The following is a 17,384-nucleotide window of genomic DNA, read 5'->3' as shown; positions in this document are numbered from 1 at the left end:
GTGTACCCGCTTTACTATGGTGAAACATGTCTTCTTACGATAATCATCAGGCGCTGGCCGGCCTGACGCTCGGTAAATCAACCGATTACCGCGATACCTATGACGCCTCGCTGCTGCAGGGCGTTCCGCGCAGCCTTAACCGCGACCCGCTTGGCCTGCATGCCGACAACCTGCCGTTTCACGGCGCCGATATCTGGACGCTGTACGAACTCTCCTGGCTGAACGGCAAAGGCCTGCCGCAGGTGGCCGTCGGCCACGTCGAACTGCCCGACACCAGCGTTAATCTGGTGGAGTCAAAAAGCTTTAAGCTTTATCTCAACAGTTTTAACCAGACGCGTTTCGCCAGCTGGCAGGAGGTTGAAGAGACGCTGACCCGCGATCTTAGCGCCTGCGCCCAGGGCGAGGTCAAGGTCTCGCTGTATCGGCTGGATGAACTGGAAGGCCAGCCGATTGCTCACCTCCACGGCGCCTGCATCGACGATCAGGATATCGAGATCGATAACTATCAGTTCAGCGCCGACTACCTGCAGGGCGCCGCCAGCGGCAAAATCGTGGAAGAGACGCTGGTCAGCCACCTGCTGAAGTCCAACTGCCTGATCACCCACCAGCCGGACTGGGGCTCGGTGCAGATCCAGTATCGTGGGGCGAAAATCGACCGCGAGCAGCTCCTGCGCTATCTGGTCTCGTTCCGCCACCATAACGAATTCCATGAACAGTGTGTCGAGCGCATCTTTAACGATATTCTCCGTTTCTGCCAGCCGGAATCGCTTTCCGTTTACGCCCGCTATACGCGACGCGGCGGTCTGGATATCAACCCCTGGCGCAGCAACGGCGACTTTTCCCCTGCCACCGGCCGCCTCGCCCGACAATAATAAACATTTTCACAATTTGCGTGCGTTTAGACGCGCGCAAGGTTGTGGAAACGCCGCTCGCAGGGCTATTGTAATCACAGGAAGACCATAAGCGTCCTGTAAGGAGTTCACTTGATTACACATGTTAGCCCGCTTGGTTCAATGGATATGCTGTCGCAGCTGGAAGTGGATATGCTTAAGCGCACCGCCAGCAGCGATCTGTATCAACTCTTTCGCAACTGCTCGCTTGCTGTGCTCAACTCGGGGAGCCTGACCGATAACAGCAAGGAGCTTCTGTCCCGTTTTGAAAATTTCGATATTAACGTGCTGCGTCGCGAACGCGGCGTGAAGCTGGAACTGATCAACCCGCCGGAAGAGGCCTTCGTTGACGGGCGCATTATTCGTTCCCTGCAGGCCAACCTGTTCGCCGTGCTGCGCGATATCCTGTTCGTGTACGGCCAGATCCACAATACCGTTCGCTTCCCGAACCTCGATCTCGAAAGTTCGGTCCATATCACCAACCTGGTGTTCTCGATCCTGCGCAACGCCCGCGCGCTGCACGTCGGCGAAGCGCCGAACATGATCGTCTGTTGGGGCGGCCACTCGATCAACGAAAACGAATACCTCTACGCCCGCCGCGTCGGTACGCAGCTGGGACTGCGGGAACTCAATATCTGCACCGGCTGCGGGCCTGGCGCGATGGAAGCGCCGATGAAAGGCGCCGCCGTCGGCCACGCGCAGCAGCGCTACAAAGACAGCCGCTTTATCGGCATGACCGAACCGTCCATTATCGCTGCGGAACCGCCAAACCCGCTGGTCAATGAACTGATCATCATGCCGGACATCGAAAAGCGTCTGGAGGCCTTCGTGCGCATCGCCCACGGGATCATCATCTTCCCGGGCGGCGTCGGCACCGCCGAAGAGCTGCTTTACCTGCTGGGTATTCTGATGCATCCGGATAACAAAGCGCAGGTGCTGCCGCTGATCCTCACCGGACCGAAAGAGAGCGCTGACTACTTCCGCGTGCTGGACGAATTTATCACCCATACTCTGGGCGAATCCGCCCGTCGCCACTACCGGATCATCATCGACGACCCGGCGGAAGTGGCGCGGCAGATGAAAAAAGCGATGCCGCTGGTGAAAGAGAGCCGTCGCGAGACCGACGACGCCTACAGCTTCAACTGGTCGATTCGTATCTCGCCGGACCTGCAGATGCCGTTTGATCCGACCCATGAAAACATGGCCAACCTCAAACTCTCCCCGGACCAGCCGGTGGAAGTGCTGGCCGCCGACCTGCGCCGCGCCTTCTCCGGCATTGTCGCGGGTAACGTCAAAGAGGTGGGCATCCAGGCCATCGAGCAGTACGGTCCTTATAAGCTGCACGGCGACCCGGAGATGATGCGCCGCATGGACGATCTGCTGCAGGGCTTCGTCGCCCAGCACCGCATGAAGCTCCCGGGCGGCACCGCCTATATTCCCTGCTACGAAATCATCGCCTGATTTCCGTCCCGCCGGGGCAGCGCCTGTTGCCCCGGCGGGCACGCTTTCTCTGAATTCCAAAACGCGCTAAAAAACTTTCTGTTACTCATCAAACAGCTAAATTATTTTTACATAGCCAATCGTTTGCGTTGGTAAAAACTGCGACAATTATCACTGCAAAAAATGGTTTTAAGCGCAAAAACGTCGACCACTTCTCTTTTTTACAGTAAATCCCTCGTTATTACGCCGCCCAGCTTTTATCTCATATGCTGCAAATGGTAGCCTGCGCGCCACAAATCGCTGGCTGATCACCAGAAACAGGCTGTTGGACTAAAAATACGCACATTGAAAGTGGATTATTGCATTTGAGATCGCGATCACTGATGCATAAACCATATAAATGTATCTTTCCGGCCCAATTATTACGGAGAAAATTTCTAAAAAAACCGTAATTAAACGAATTTCGTGTTACGCAATTGTATTTGTTCATTAGATTTTGTTGATTCCTCCAGGAGATACAGATGGAAACCACTCAAACCAGCACCATCGTTTCGGGCGAAACCCGCAGCGGATGGCGTAAAACCGACACCATGTGGATGCTGGGCCTGTATGGTACAGCGATCGGCGCGGGCGTCTTGTTCCTGCCGATCAACGCCGGCGTCGGCGGCATGATCCCCCTGATTATCATGGCGATTCTGGCCTTCCCGATGACCTTCTTCGCCCACCGCGGTATGACCCGCTTCGTGCTCTCCGGCAAAAACCCGGGCGAAGACATCACTGAAGTGGTTGAAGAACACTTCGGCGTAGGCGCAGGTAAGCTGATTACCCTGCTCTACTTCTTCGCTATCTACCCAATCCTGTTGGTCTACAGCGTGGCGATCACCAATACCGTCGAAAGCTTCATGGCGCACCAGCTGCACATGACGCCGCCGCCGCGTGCGATTCTGTCGCTGATCCTGATCGTCGGTATGATGACCATCGTGCGTTTCGGCGAGCAGATGATCGTGAAAGCGATGAGCATTCTGGTGTTTCCGTTCGTAATCGCCCTGATGATTCTGGCGCTGTACCTGATCCCGCAGTGGAACGGCGCGGCGCTGGAGACCCTCTCCCTGAGCGGCGCCTCCGTCACCGGCAACGGCCTGCTGATGACCCTGTGGCTGGCGATCCCGGTCATGGTCTTCTCTTTCAACCACTCGCCGATCATCTCCTCCTTCGCGGTTGCCAAGCGTGAAGAGTACGGCGAAGGCGCCGAGAAAAAATGCTCCAGCATCCTGGCTCGCGCCCATATCATGATGGTGCTGACCGTGATGTTCTTCGTCTTCAGCTGCGTCCTGAGCCTCTCTCCGGCAGACCTGGCGGCGGCGAAAGAGCAGAACATCTCGATTCTGTCTTACCTGGCGAACCACTTTAACGCGCCAATCATTGCCTGGATGGCGCCGATCATCGCGATGATCGCCATCACCAAATCCTTCCTCGGCCACTACCTGGGCGCCCGCGAAGGCTTTAACGGCATGGTGATTAAGTCCCTGCGCGGTAAAGGCAAATCTATCGAAATCAACAAACTGAACAAGCTGACCGCGCTGTTCATGCTGGTGACCACCTGGATTGTCGCGACGCTGAACCCGAGCATCCTCGGCATGATCGAGACCCTTGGCGGCCCGATTATCGCGATGATCCTGTTCCTGATGCCGATGTACGCGATTCAGAAAGTGCCGGCGATGCGTAAATACAGCGGCCACGTCAGCAACGTCTTCGTGGTGATTATGGGTCTGATTGCCATCTCCGCGATCTTCTACTCGCTGTTCAGCTAATTCAGTCAACACCTCCCCCCGCGCCGCTGAACGGCGGCGCGCTTTCCGACAGCACGGGAATACATATGATCAGCGTATTCGATATCTTTAAAATCGGCATTGGCCCTTCCAGCTCCCATACCGTTGGACCGATGAAAGCGGGCAAACAATTCACTGACGACCTGATCGCGCGCGGCCTGCTGGCCGAGGTGAGCAAAGTGGTCGTCGACGTCTACGGCTCCCTCTCCCTGACCGGTAAAGGCCACCATACCGATATCGCGATTATCATGGGGCTCGCCGGCAACCTGCCGGACACCGTCGACATCGACGCTATCCCTGGCTTTATTCAGGACGTTAACACCCATGGTCGCCTGATGCTGGCCAACGGCCAGCACGAAGTGGACTTCCCGGTCGATCAGTGCATGAATTTCCATGCCGACAACCTATCGCTGCATGAGAACGGCATGCGCATCACCGCCCTGGCCGGCGACCAGGCGCTCTACAGCCAGACGTACTACTCCATCGGCGGCGGCTTTATCGTCGATGAAGCGCACTTCGGCCAGACCACCGACGCGCCGGTGGCCGTCCCTTATCCTTATAAAAACGCCGCCGACCTGCAGCGTCACTGCCGCGAAACCGGGCTGTCGCTCTCCGGCCTGATGATGCAGAACGAACTGGCGCTGCACAGTAAAGAGGCGCTGGAGCAACACTTCGCCGCGGTGTGGGAAGTGATGAGCGCCGGTATTGAGCGCGGCATCACCACCGAAGGCGTCCTGCCGGGCAAACTGCGCATTCCGCGCCGGGCTGCCGCGCTGCGCCGCATGCTGGTGAGCCAGGACACCACCAACAGCGACCCGATGGCGGTGGTCGACTGGATCAATATGTTCGCCCTCGCGGTGAACGAAGAGAACGCCGCCGGCGGCCGGGTGGTGACGGCGCCGACCAACGGCGCCTGCGGTATCGTGCCGGCAGTGCTGGCCTATTACGACAAGTTTATCCGCAAGGTGAACAGCAACTCCCTGGCGCGCTATATGCTGGTGGCCAGCGCGATTGGTTCGCTCTATAAGATGAACGCCTCGATCTCCGGCGCCGAAGTGGGCTGCCAGGGTGAAGTGGGCGTCGCCTGCTCGATGGCGGCGGCCGGTCTGGCTGAACTGCTGGGCGGCAGCCCGGGCCAGGTGTGCATCGCGGCAGAGATCGCCATGGAGCATAACCTCGGTCTGACCTGCGACCCTGTCGCCGGCCAGGTGCAGGTGCCGTGCATCGAACGCAACGCTATCGCCGCCGTGAAAGCGGTCAACGCCGCGCGAATGGCGCTGCGCCGGACCAGCGAGCCGCGCGTCTGCCTCGATAAAGTCATTGAGACCATGTACGAAACCGGCAAAGACATGAACGCCAAGTACCGGGAAACATCTCGCGGGGGGCTGGCGATGAAGATTGTCGCCTGCGATTAACCTGCTGGCCCGCCGCGCGTCGCCGCGGCGGGCCTGCTTTTGACCGGAATCCTGCCTGATTTGCGAGTGTGATTCCCGATCCTCGCTCTACCAATGGCCTCGAATCACCACCGATGTTACCCTAAAGGCGCTGAGAATAAGGGGGTATCCGTGGCTGTTCATCTGTTAATCGTCGACGCGTTAAATCTGATCCGCCGCATCCACGCGGTACAGGGCTCGCCCTGCGTCGATACCTGCCTGCATGCGCTGGAGCAGCTGATCGTCCATAGTCAGCCCACCCACGCGGTGGCGGTGTTTGATGATGAGGATCGCGCCCACGGCTGGCGCCACCAGCGCCTGCCGGAGTACAAAGCCGGCCGCGCGCCGATGCCGGAGACCCTGGTCGCCGAGATGCCGGCGCTGCGGGCCGCCTTCGAGCAGCGGGGGATCCGCTGCTGGGCCTCGCCGGGCAGCGAAGCGGACGACCTCGCCGCCACCCTGGCGGTGAAGGTGGCCCAGGCGGGCCATCAGGCCACCATTGTCTCCACTGACAAAGGCTATTGCCAGCTGCTGTCGCCCACCATCCGCATCCGCGACTACTTTCAGAAGCGCTGGCTGGACGCCCCCTTCATCGCCAGCGAGTTCGGCGTCACCCCGGAGCAGCTGGCGGATTACTGGGGGCTGGCGGGGATCAGCAGCTCGAAGGTGCCGGGCGTAGCGGGCATTGGCCCTAAAAGCGCCGCCCAGCTGCTGAACGAGTTCCAGGACCTGGAGGGGCTGTATGCCCGCCTGGCCGAGGTCCCGGAAAAGTGGCGCAAAAAGCTGGCAACGCATCAGGACATGGCCTTCACCTGCCGGGAAGTCGCCCGCCTGCAGACCGACCTACAGCTGGACGGCAATCTGCAGCAGCTGCGGCTGACGCGCTGACCCTACCCGAGCGCGGCGCCGGCGCGGCGGCACCGCCTGCTTCGGCCGGGGCGGCCCCTCACCAGGCAGCCTGATATAACCCGACGATATCAGCCAGGCTCGCCTCGCGCGGGTTGCCGCCGGTACACACATCCGCCAGCGCCGCCTGGGCCAGCGCCGGAATATCTTCTTTCCTGACGCCCACCTCGCGCAGATGGCCGGGAATACCGACATCACGGTTGAGCTGGCAGACCGCCTCCACCGCCGCCAGGCGCGCGGCGCTCAGGCTTAACGCTTCCACCCTGACGCCCATCGCCCTGGCGATATCGCGATATTTTTCCCCGGTCGCCTCAGCATTAAAGCGCATCACGTGCGGCAGCAGGATGGCATTCGCCACACCGTGCGGCGTGTTGTAGAAAGCGCCGAGCGGATGCGCCATGCCGTGCACCAGGCCAAGCCCGACGTTGGAAAATCCCATCCCCGCCACATACTGGCCGAGCGCCATGGCTTCCCCTGCTCCGGCGTCTCCGGCAACCGAGCCGCGCAGCGCGCCGGCGATGATCTCGATGGCTTTGAGGTGCAGCGCATCGGTCAAAGCCCAGGCGCCGCGGGTGAGGTACCCTTCGATAGCGTGCGTCAGGGCGTCGACGCCGGTCGCCGCCTTCAGCGCCGGCGGCATGGCGTCCATCATATCGGCATCGATAAAGGCCACCTGCGGAATATCGTGCGGGTCGACGCAGACAAACTTGCGCCGCTGTTCTTCATCGGTGATGACATAGTTAATCGTCACCTCCGCCGCGGTACCCGCGGTGGTCGGCACCGCGAAGATCGGCACGCTGGGCTGACGGGTGGGCGACAGCCCCTCCAGGCTGCGGACATCGGCGAACGCCGGGTTACGCTGAATAATACCGATCGCCTTACAGGTATCCTGCGGCGAACCGCCGCCGATGGCGATCAGGTAATCCGCCCCGCTGCGCTGAAAGGCCTGCAGCCCCTGCTGGACCACGGCGATGGTGGGATTGGGGATCACGTCGCTGAACATGTCCCATGCCAGCCCGGCGGCGTCCAGTTTGTCAGTGACTTTTGCCGCTACACCGCACTGCGCGAGGGTGCTGTCGGTCACGATCAATGCCTTGCGATAACCGCGCCGCAGCACTTCATCGGTTAATGCGTTTATCGCCCCCCGGCCAAACCACGCCGTTTCGTTGAGGATCATTCGGTTTGCCATCGCGTCTCTCCTGTTAGCGTTGCGGCATCACTCTTCAATGCGTAATCCGTAGGTTTTGAACTTCTCCAGCACGATGGCGATCGCCTCGTCATCCAGCACCGGTACCGGGTCGGTAATCGCCAGCGTGCTGAGATAGAGCTGGGCCAGGACTTCCACTTCATGCGCCAGCCAGAGCGCTTTCTCCAGGCTGGCCTCGCAGGCGATCAGGCCATGATGCTGCAGCAGCGTGGCTTTGCGGTGCTTCAGCGCCACCGCGACATGCTCAGACAGTTCGCGGGTGCCGAAAGTGGCATAGGGCGCGCAGGGGATCGAATTCCCGCCCGCCGCGGCGATCATATAGTGGATGGCCGGAATGGGCCGGTTGAGGATCGACACCGCCGTACAATGCACAGCGTGATTGTGGACCACCGCCTGGGCATCGGGCCGCGTCTGGTAGGCCGCCTGATGGAAACGCCATTCGCTGGAGGGCAGTTTTCCCTGCTCATGCTGGCCATCGGCATCAATAAAGACGATCTTCTCTTCCGTCAGTTTTTCATACGGGATGCCGGTGGGCGTGATCAGCATCCCCCCCTGATAGCGCACGCTGACATTGCCGGCGGTCCCCTGATTTAACCCCAGGCGGGTCATTTCCAGGCAGGTATCGATAATCTGCCGGGCCAGTCTGTTTCTTTCCATTGCTTTCCTCTTTTGGCGACTCATCATCCGTCAACGGCAGGGCAACGCAATTATTGTCGGCTACCGTGGGATAGGTTGAATAATGTTCTCCATCTTCAGCCTGAATAATCACAGGGGAATTTTCATCGCCATATTTTGTGAACCACGTCAATTATTCCGCCCTAAAAAAAGAGATCAGACTGGTTAATCGACCATTTAAAATGCCCGTTCTTAAAAATATTCCATCAAGCGGGCATTTTATTTTCCTGTAACATTTGCCCGTTTTCCACGATATATATTCAATCGGTCATTGGCGTTGTGGTTTTGTGAATTTATTTTCTCAAACGGTCAGCGATTTTGAAAAATTAAAGTGACAATTATCACATAAAATGGTCCGCAGAGCGTTAAGTGTGACCCTCATCATATTAACAGGCGGTTTTTATTTGAAAATGAAGCCATGAGTTCCGCCGTGACTTTCATTTCACTCACCGGCGCGTCACCTGAGCTCACTTAATTTTGCGGTCTGCTGCAGCACCAGACTGCGCCCTGAATGCTGTTGTAACTGCTTCTGAACTGATGAGGACGCTATGGGAAACACAACGATACCAACGCAAAGTTACCGCGCCATGGAGAGCGGGCAGAGTAAGAGCTATATTATTCCTTTTGCTCTGCTATGCTCCCTCTTTTTTCTGTGGGCCGTGGCCAATAATCTTAATGATATTTTATTACCGCAATTTCAACAGGCCTTTACGTTGACTAACTTTCAGGCCGGATTAATCCAGTCAGCTTTTTATTTTGGCTATTTTGTTATTCCCATCCCCGCCGGGATGCTGATGAAAAAATTCAGCTATAAAGCAGGCATTCTTACTGGCCTGTTTTTATATGCCTGCGGCGCCGCGCTGTTCTGGCCTGCCGCCGAAGTGATGAATTACACCCTATTTCTGATTGGATTATTTATTATCGCCGCCGGGCTTGGCTGTCTGGAAACCGCGGCCAACCCGTTTGTCACCGTTCTCGGTCCGGAAAGCGGCGGTCACTTCCGTCTTAATCTGGCCCAGACCTTTAACTCATTTGGCGCCATTATCGCCGTGGTATTTGGCCAGAGCCTTATTTTGTCCAACGTCCCGCATCAGCCGCAGGAGGTGCTGGATAGCATGACCCCAGAACAGCTCGGCGCCTGGAAGCACAGCCTGGTTCTGTCGGTACAAACCCCCTATATGATTATCGTGGCCATCGTGCTGCTGGTCGCCCTGCTGATCGTCTGCACCCGCTTCCCGTCGCTGCAAAGCGATGACCACAGCGACAGCGCGCAGAGCACTTTTCTCGCCTCGCTGTCGCGCCTGATGCGCATCCGCCACTGGCGCTGGGCGGTTCTGGCCCAGTTCTGCTATGTCGGCGCGCAGACCGCCTGCTGGAGCTATCTGATTCGCTACGCTGTCGAAGAGATCCCGGGCATGACGGCCGGTTTCGCCGCCAACTACCTGACCGGCACCATGGTCTGTTTCTTCATTGGCCGTTTCACCGGCACCTGGCTTATCCGCCGCTTCGCGCCGCATAACGTACTGGCTTTCTATGCGCTTATCGCCATGCTGCTCTGTTTGCTCTCCGCCTTCAGCGGCGGCCACGTCGGCCTGCTGGCCCTTACCCTGTGCAGCGCCTTTATGTCCATTCAGTACCCGACCATCTTCTCGTTGGGGATTAAGCAGCTGGGCCAGGACACCAAATATGGCTCGTCCTTTATCGTCATGACCATCATCGGCGGCGGGATCGTCACCCCGGTGATGGGCTTTGTCAGCGATGCCGCCGGCAATATCCCGACCGCTGAGCTGGTCCCGGCGCTGTGCTTCGCCATCATCTTTATTTTTGCCCGTTTCCGCTCGCAAGCGGCGACGAACTAAACCTGTTATCCGCATAACCTGAGGGATCTGTAATGAAAAAAATCAGCTTACCGAAGATCGGTATCCGCCCGGTAATCGATGGTCGTCGCATGGGGGTCCGCGAATCGCTGGAAGCGCAAACCATGAACATGGCGAAAGCCACCGCCGCGCTTATCAGCGAGAAGCTGCGCCATGCCTGCGGCGCCCGGGTGGAGTGCGTGATCGCCGATACCTGCATCGCCGGCATGGCCGAGTCGGCCGCCTGTGAAGAGAAATTCAGCAGCCAGAACGTTGGCGTCACCATCACCGTCACCCCCTGCTGGTGCTACGGCAGTGAAACCATCGACATGGATCCGCTGCGCCCGAAGGCCATCTGGGGCTTTAACGGCACCGAACGTCCGGGGGCGGTCTATCTGGCCGCCGCGCTGGCGGCCCACAGCCAGAAAGGGATCCCGGCGTTCTCCATCTACGGGCATGACGTGCAGGATGCCGATGACACCTCCATCCCGGCGGACGTCGAAGAAAAACTGTTGCGCTTTGCTCGCGCCGGCCTGGCCGTCGCCAGTATGAAGGGGAAAAGCTATCTGTCGCTGGGCGGCGTCTCAATGGGCATCGCCGGCTCCATCGTCGACCACAACTTCTTTGAATCCTGGCTCGGGATGAAGGTTCAGGCAGTCGACATGACGGAGCTGCGCCGGCGAATCGATCAGAAAATCTATGATGAAACCGAGCTGGAGATGGCGCTGGCGTGGGCGGATAAACATTTCCGCTACGGCGAAGATCAGAACGCCGAGCAGTATAAGCGCAATGAAACGCAGAGCCGCGCGGTGCTGAAAGAGAGCCTGCTGATGGCGATGTGCATCCGCGATATGATGCAGGGCAACGCGAAGCTCGCGGAAAAAGGGCTGGTGGAGGAGTCGCTGGGCTACAACGCCATCGCCGCCGGTTTCCAGGGCCAGCGCCACTGGACCGATCAATACCCCAATGGCGATACCGCCGAAGCGCTGCTCAACAGCTCTTTTGACTGGAACGGCGTGCGCGAGCCGTTCGTCGTCGCCACCGAAAACGACAGCCTCAACGGCGTGGCCATGCTGATGGGCCACCAGCTCACCGGCACCGCCCAGGTGTTTGCCGACGTACGCACCTACTGGTCGCCGGACGCCGTTGAGCGCGTCACCGGGCAGCCGCTCACCGGCCGGGCGGAGCACGGCATTATTCACCTGATTAACTCCGGCTCCGCGGCGCTGGACGGCTCCTGCCAGCAGCGCGACGCGCAGGGCAACCCGACGATGAAACCTCACTGGGAGATTGAACAGAACGAGGCGGATGCCTGCCTCGCGGCCACCGAATGGTGCCCGGCGATCCATGAATACTTCCGCGGCGGCGGCTTCTCTTCCCGCTTCCTGACCGAAGGCGGCGTGCCGTTCACCATGACCCGGGTGAACATCATCAAAGGTCTGGGACCGGTGCTGCAAATTGCCGAAGGCTGGAGCGTGGCGCTGCCCAAAGCGATGCACGACCAGCTCGACGCCCGCACCAACTCCACCTGGCCCACCACCTGGTTTGCCCCGCGCCTCACCGGCAAGGGCCCGTTCAGCGATGTGTACTCGGTCATGGCCAACTGGGGCGCCAACCACGGCGTGCTGACCATCGGCCATGTCGGCGCGGATTTCATTACCCTCGCCGCCATGCTGCGCATTCCGGTCTGCATGCACAACGTGGAAGCGGCGAAAATCTACCGCCCCTCCGCCTGGGCCGCGCACGGCATGGACATCGAAGGCCAGGACTATCGCGCCTGCCAGAACTACGGGCCGCTGTATAAGCGTTAACTGGTGGGTTTAGCCGGTGGCGCAGGCTTACCGGGCCTACAGACGCGCGCTGTTTGTAGGCCGGATAAGCGCCGCGCCATTCGGCAATGTTGTTTCGGGAGTCACTATGAAGCAAGACGTTATCCTGGTCCTCGACTGCGGCGCCACGAACGTGCGGGCGATGGCCGTTGACCGACAGGGGAACATTGTCGCCCGCGCCGCCACGGCAAACGCCAGCGACATCGCCGCCGAGCGCAGCGACTGGCACCAGTGGTCGCTGGAGGCCATTATGCAGCGCTTTGCCGATTGCTGTCGGCAGATCCACGACCCGCTGGCCTCCTGCACGGTACGCGGCATCGCCGTCACGACCTTTGGCGTCGATGGCGCGCTGGTGGATGAGCAGGGTGCGCTGCTGTATCCGATCATCAGCTGGAAATGCCCGCGCACCGCGGCGGTGATGGACACCATCAGCCGGTATATGCCCGCGCGCCAGCTGCAGCAAATCGCCGGCGTCGGCGCCTTTGCGTTCAACACCCTGTATAAGCTGATCTGGCTGAAAGAGAACCACCCGCAGCTGCTGGCGCAGGCCCATGCCTGGCTGTTCATTTCGTCGCTGATCAACCATCGGCTGACAGGGGAGTTCACCACCGACCTCACCATGGCGGGCACCAGCCAGATGCTCGATCTCCGGCAGCGCGATTTCAGCGCGCCGATCCTGCAGGCGACCGGCCTGCCGCGCCGCCTGTTCCCACGGCTGGTAGAAGCGGGCCAGCCGATCGGCGCCCTGCTGCCGGAGGCCGCTGCGCTGTTGGGCCTTCCCGTCGGGATCCCGGTTATCTCGGCCGGGCACGACACCCAGTTCGCCCTGTTTGGCGCCGGCGCCGGGCAGGATGAGCCGGTGCTCTCCTCCGGGACCTGGGAGATCCTGATGGTGCGCAGCGCGCAGGTCGACACCTCGCTGCTCGGCGACTACAGCGGCTCCACCTGCGAACTGGACAGCCAGCCGGGGCGCTATAACCCGGGGATGCAGTGGCTGGCCTCCGGCGTGCTCGAATGGGTGCGTAAGCTGCTGTGGAGCGCCGACACGCCGTGGCAAACTCTGATTGACGAAGCCCAGGCGATCCCGCCCGGCGCCGAGGGCGTCAGGATGCAGTGCGACCTGCTCGCCAGCCAGCACGCCGGCTGGCAGGGCGTCACGCTCAACACCACCCGCGGCCATTTTTACCGTGCCGCGCTGGAGGGGTTAAGCGACCAGCTGGCGCAGCATCTGCAAACCCTGGAAAACATCGGCCGCTTCCGGGCGAAAGAGCTGCTGCTGGTCGGCGGCGGCAGCCGCAACGCGCTGTGGAACCAGATCAAGGCCGACCGGCTGGGAATACCGATCAAAGTGCTCGACGATGCCGAAACCACGGTGGCCGGCGCGGCGATGTTTGGCTGGTATGGCGTGGGCGAGTTCTCTTCGCCGGAGCAGGCCAGAGCGCAGGTCGCGTACCGCTACCGCTATTTTTGGCCGCAAACTGAACCTGAATTCACAGAGGAAGCCTGAGATGCTCAAAACCATTTCCCCGCTGATATCGCCGGAACTGCTGAAAGTGCTGGCCGAAATGGGCCATGGGGATGAAATTATTTTTTCCGATGCCCACTTCCCGGCGCACAGCATGGGTCCGCAGGTGATCCGCGCCGACGGCCTGCGGGTCAGCGACCTGCTGCAGGCGATTATCCCGCTGTTCGAGTTAGACAGCTACGCGCCGCCGCTGGTGATGATGGCTGCCGTCGAAGGCGATGCCCTCGACCCGACGGTGGAACAGCGCTATCGGCAGGCGCTCTCGGCGCAGGCCCCCTGCCCGGACATCGTGCGGATTGACCGCTTCGCCTTCTACGAGCGGGCGCAAAAAGCCTTTGCGATCGTTATCACAGGAGAGTGCGCTAAGTACGGAAATATCCTTTTAAAAAAAGGAGTCACGCCGTAATCTCATGCCGGAGCGTCTGCCTGATGCAGACGCTCAATCAATGATGGGGTGAGAATAAATGAAAGCGGCCCGCCAGCAGGCGATCGTCGATCTCCTGATCAACCACAGCAGCCTGACCACCGAAACGTTGTCAAAACAGCTCAACGTCAGCAGGGAAACCATTCGCCGCGATCTCAGCGAGCTGCAGGCGCAGGGCAAAGTGCTGCGCAACCACGGCCGGGCCAAAGTGATCCACCAGCGCAGCCAGGACAGCGGCGACCCTTTCCACATGCGCCTGAAAAGCCATTACGCGCATAAAGCCGACATCGCCCGCGAAGCGCTGGCCTGGATTGACGAAGGCATGGTCATCGCCCTCGATGCCAGCTCCACCTGCTGGTACCTCGCCCGCCAGCTGCCGGACCGCCCGCTGCACGTTTTTACCAACAGCCAGCCCATCTGCCAGGAGCTGGCCAAACGCGACCAGATCGCCCTCACCTGCTCCGGCGGCACCCTGCAGCGGAAATATGGCTGCTACGTTAACCCGGCGCTGATTTCCCAGCTGAAATCGCTGGAGATCGATCTGTTTATTTTTTCCTGCGAAGGCATCGACCCGCAGGGCGCGCTGTGGGACTCCAATGCGTTCAATGCCGACTTCAAATCGATCCTGCTTAAGCGGGCGGCGCAGTCGCTGCTGCTGATCGATAAAAGTAAGTTCAACCGTTCCGGCGAGGCGAGAATTGGTCATCTGGATGACGTGACGCATATTGTGTCGGATGCGCCGCAGCCTTAAGCATGCGGCGAAGGCCGGAGGACAAGCACGCGTCTCCGGCCTGAGGGTGAGAGATTAACGCTCGTCGCGGCGTCCGCCGACGGCGGCCCACAGGCGACGCACGTGAACGGTCACCTCTTCACGATCGTGGTACAGCTGACGCGCCTGGATCTGGGCGTTAATCCCGTGCTCGTCCAGCTGGGCCTGAATATAGGCTAGGTTCTGCGACACCTCTTCGTAGCGCTTTTTCATCGGCAGCTTGAGGTTGAAGATGGTCTCCCGGCACCAGCCGTTGACCAGCCACTGCGCCATCAGCGCCGCCACTTTCGCCGGCTTCTCCACCATATCGCAGACCATCCACGAGATGTTGTTGCGGTTCGGACGATAGCGGAAACCGTCTTCGCGCAGCCAGGTCACCTGGCCGGTATCCATCAGGCTCTGGGCCATCGGACCGTTATCGACCGAAGAGACCCACATGTTGCGCTTCACCAGCTGATAGGTCCAGCCGCCCGGGCAGGCGCCAAGGTCGACGGCATACATGCCGTTCGCCAGGCGCTCGTCCCACTCGTCCGCCGGAATAAAGACGTGGAACGCCTCTTCCAGCTTGAGGGTGGAGCGGCTCGGGGCGTCGGACGGAAACTTCAGCCGCGGAATGCCCATATAGAACGGCGAGTTGTTGTTGCTGTACGAGTAGCCGGTATAGCAGCAGCCCGGGGCGATAAAGAACACATGCACCACCGGACGCTTCGGCGTTTCATAGCGGGTCAGGACGCCCGCTTCGCGCAGCGCCGCGCGCAGCGGCACGGTAAACTTGCGGCAGAACTTCATCAGCTCTTTGCTTTCGTTAGTGTCCGCCACCTCGACGCGCAGATCGCCGCCCTTCTCCACCACGCCCTGAAGCATGCCGACGATCGGCGTGATGCGATCCTCCGGCGGCAGGTCGCGCAGCAGTTCGCCGACCACAAACATCTGGCGGGCGAAGATCAACGAGCTGAACGGCAGATCGCGCACCAGCTTCTCGCCATCATCCTGCTGATAGCCTTCAAAAATCACATAACCAGAGTCTTCTTTGACCCGGGCAAAACCAAACACCTCAAGGCGGGCTGCCTTATCGGTAATTTCTGCTGCGCACTCTTTCTCAAACCCAGGGCGACAATAGAGGACAACCTTATTCATGAACAACGCCCTTACGTTTCAGACGAATTGCACCAATTAACATTAAAACCCAGCCGGCGAGGAAGCTCACGCCGCCCACCGGGGTCACGAACGCCCACAGGCGTAAATGAGAGAGCGCCAGGCAGTAGAGGCTGCCGCTGAACAGCACGGTCCCTAACGCCAGAAACACGCTGCTCCAGTAGAACCAGATACTGATCCGACGCTGCATCGCCACCGCCAGACCAAAAATCGCCAGGGTATGGAAGGCCTGATACTCCAGGCCGGTATGGATCCAGGCCATCTCCGCCGCGCCGAGCGATTGACTTAAGACATGCGCGCCGAAGGCACCCAGAGCCACAAAGATAAAGCCGCTAATCGCGGCGAATATCAGCATAAAACGGCTGGTCATGTTGTTACCCTACAAGTAATTATTGTTCATAACGAAAGCGGAATTTTTCTTGTTCACTTGCCGCTTTCGCCAGAATCCACTGCCGGAAAGCGGCTATTTTACCCAGTTCTGCCTGACTGTCATGGCAAACAAGGTAAAACGCATTCTTACTGACCAGAACATCATTAAACGGACACACCAGGCGACCGGCTTCAATTTCGGACTGCGCCATGACGTTGTTGGCCAGCGCCACGCCCTGCCCATGAATGGCCGCCTGCAGCACCATCGCGCTATGGCTGAAAATCGGTCCCTGCTGCACATTAATATGGCTTAGACCCAGCTGGCGGGTATAAGTTTGCCAGTCGCGGCGGGACGCATCGTGAAGCAGCGTATGTTGCGCCAGATCGGCAGGCGTTTTCAATGCCTTGTCGCCGGTGAGCAGCAGCGGGGAACAGACCGGCAGCAGATACTCGGCGTACAGTTTTTCCACTCGCAGGCCCGGCCAGTTGCCGCGACCGTAAAAAATCGCCACGTCGACATCGTCCGCCAGCTTATCCTCCTGACGGTCCACCGCCTGGATCCTGACGTCGATTCCCGGATAAGCTGAGTTAAAGCTTGTGAGTCTCGGCACCAGCCACTGGATGGCGAAACTTGGCAATAAACTGACCGTTAAGGCCCCTTTGGCGCTGCGCGCCTGCAGTTTACGCGTCGCTTCCGTCAGTTGCGAAAAAATCTCTTTAATATCCTGAAAATAGCTTTGCCCTTCTTCCGTTAACAGCAGCGAACGATTGCGCCGACGGAACAGCTTAAGGCCCAGAAAATCCTCGAGAGACTTGATTTGGTGGCTGACTGCGGCCTGCGTCACAAAAAGCTCATCGGCTGCCCGAGTGAAGCTGAGATGGCGTGCGGCTGCATCAAAAACACGTAATGCATTCAGAGGAGGTAATCGCTTCGACATGGTTATTTTGGCTTAGATGTTAACTCAATTTAACAAATAGGAAACAACGGTTAACCTATTAGTTTTTTTTATCTGAGCCATTATAAATTGTCCGTTGAGGTTCTACCAGCAAATACCTATAGTGGCGGCACTTCCTGAG

Annotated in this window: 15 protein-coding genes; 10 read left to right on the top strand and 5 right to left on the bottom strand. The window is 59.4% G+C overall.

The features are described from left to right. The first annotated feature begins 26 nt into the window (after window positions 1–26). The 5 genes from queF (at window position 27) to xni (ending at window position 6,480) form a co-directional block, all read left to right on the top strand. Window positions 27–872, top strand: a complete 846-nt coding sequence (gene queF, locus MKR05_RS10355) for an NADPH-dependent 7-cyano-7-deazaguanine reductase QueF (RefSeq protein ID WP_023290839.1) — start codon at window positions 27–29, stop codon at window positions 870–872. A 111-nt stretch (window positions 873–983) separates the two neighbouring features. After that, the gene (gene ppnN / locus MKR05_RS10350) at window positions 984–2,351 is read left to right on the top strand and encodes a nucleotide 5'-monophosphate nucleosidase PpnN (protein ID WP_023290840.1); all 1,368 of its coding nucleotides are present in this window, start codon (window positions 984–986) and stop codon (window positions 2,349–2,351) included. A 500-nt stretch (window positions 2,352–2,851) separates the two neighbouring features. Then, window positions 2,852–4,141, top strand: coding sequence for an HAAAP family serine/threonine permease (locus tag MKR05_RS10345; protein WP_023290841.1), 1,290 nt, complete (start codon window positions 2,852–2,854; stop codon window positions 4,139–4,141). 65 nt (window positions 4,142–4,206) lie between these two features. After that, complete coding sequence (locus MKR05_RS10340; protein ID WP_248569149.1) at window positions 4,207–5,574, top strand: L-serine ammonia-lyase; 1,368 nt, start codon at window positions 4,207–4,209, stop codon at window positions 5,572–5,574. 150 nt (window positions 5,575–5,724) lie between these two features. Next, a complete protein-coding gene (gene xni, locus MKR05_RS10335) occupies window positions 5,725–6,480 on the top strand; it encodes a flap endonuclease Xni (protein ID WP_044524555.1) in 756 nt (251 codons plus the stop codon). Window positions 6,481–6,538: 58 nt separating this feature from the next. Here xni and fucO read toward each other — a convergent pair whose 3' ends face one another. Next, entirely contained in the window at window positions 6,539–7,687 is a 1,149-nt protein-coding gene (gene fucO, locus MKR05_RS10330) for a lactaldehyde reductase (protein ID WP_044524556.1), read from the bottom strand. Window positions 7,688–7,714: 27 nt separating this feature from the next. Further along, window positions 7,715–8,362: an L-fuculose-phosphate aldolase gene (gene fucA, locus MKR05_RS10325; protein WP_023290855.1), complete on the bottom strand. Its 648-nt coding sequence runs from the start codon at window positions 8,360–8,362 to the stop codon at window positions 7,715–7,717. 566 nt (window positions 8,363–8,928) lie between these two features. Between fucA and fucP the strand changes: the two genes are divergently transcribed. The 5 genes from fucP (at window position 8,929) to fucR (ending at window position 14,765) form a co-directional block, all read left to right on the top strand. Further along, a complete protein-coding gene (gene fucP, locus MKR05_RS10320; protein ID WP_044524559.1) occupies window positions 8,929–10,239 on the top strand; it encodes an L-fucose:H+ symporter permease in 1,311 nt (436 codons plus the stop codon). 32 nt (window positions 10,240–10,271) lie between these two features. Beyond that, window positions 10,272–12,047 (top strand): L-fucose isomerase, encoded by a 1,776-nt coding sequence (gene fucI, locus MKR05_RS10315; protein WP_023290857.1) that lies wholly within the window; start codon window positions 10,272–10,274, stop codon window positions 12,045–12,047. Between the two features lie 106 nt (window positions 12,048–12,153). Beyond that, complete coding sequence (gene fucK, locus MKR05_RS10310; protein ID WP_044524560.1) at window positions 12,154–13,572, top strand: L-fuculokinase; 1,419 nt, start codon at window positions 12,154–12,156, stop codon at window positions 13,570–13,572. A 1-nt stretch (window position 13,573) separates the two neighbouring features. Beyond that, window positions 13,574–13,996 carry an L-fucose mutarotase gene (gene fucU, locus MKR05_RS10305; RefSeq protein WP_023290859.1) on the top strand — a complete coding sequence of 141 codons (423 nt, stop codon included), beginning with the start codon at window positions 13,574–13,576 and terminating at the stop codon, window positions 13,994–13,996. A gap of 58 nt (window positions 13,997–14,054) precedes the next feature. Then, the gene (fucR, locus tag MKR05_RS10300; protein WP_023290860.1) at window positions 14,055–14,765 is read left to right on the top strand and encodes an L-fucose operon activator; all 711 of its coding nucleotides are present in this window, start codon (window positions 14,055–14,057) and stop codon (window positions 14,763–14,765) included. A gap of 54 nt (window positions 14,766–14,819) precedes the next feature. Here fucR and rlmM read toward each other — a convergent pair whose 3' ends face one another. Genes rlmM through gcvA form a run of 3 tightly spaced genes read right to left on the bottom strand, consistent with a single transcriptional unit; the run spans window position 14,820 to window position 17,245 of the window. Next, window positions 14,820–15,920: a 23S rRNA (cytidine(2498)-2'-O)-methyltransferase RlmM gene (gene rlmM / locus MKR05_RS10295; RefSeq protein ID WP_023290861.1), complete on the bottom strand. Its 1,101-nt coding sequence runs from the start codon at window positions 15,918–15,920 to the stop codon at window positions 14,820–14,822. Further along, window positions 15,913–16,308: a DUF423 domain-containing protein gene (locus MKR05_RS10290; protein ID WP_002915543.1), complete on the bottom strand. Its 396-nt coding sequence runs from the start codon at window positions 16,306–16,308 to the stop codon at window positions 15,913–15,915. Before MKR05_RS10290 ends, rlmM begins: the two co-directional genes overlap by 8 nt. 19 nt (window positions 16,309–16,327) lie before the next feature. Next, window positions 16,328–17,245, bottom strand: a complete 918-nt coding sequence (gene gcvA, locus MKR05_RS10285) for a glycine cleavage system transcriptional regulator GcvA (RefSeq protein ID WP_002915545.1) — start codon at window positions 17,243–17,245, stop codon at window positions 16,328–16,330. Between the last annotated feature and the right edge of the window lie 139 nt (window positions 17,246–17,384).

The sequence above is a fragment of the Klebsiella sp. K5-204 genome, from assembly GCF_030128585.1.
Classification (GTDB): domain Bacteria; phylum Pseudomonadota; class Gammaproteobacteria; order Enterobacterales; family Enterobacteriaceae; genus Klebsiella; species Klebsiella quasipneumoniae.
This window is presented reverse-complemented; position numbering and strand designations above follow the sequence as displayed.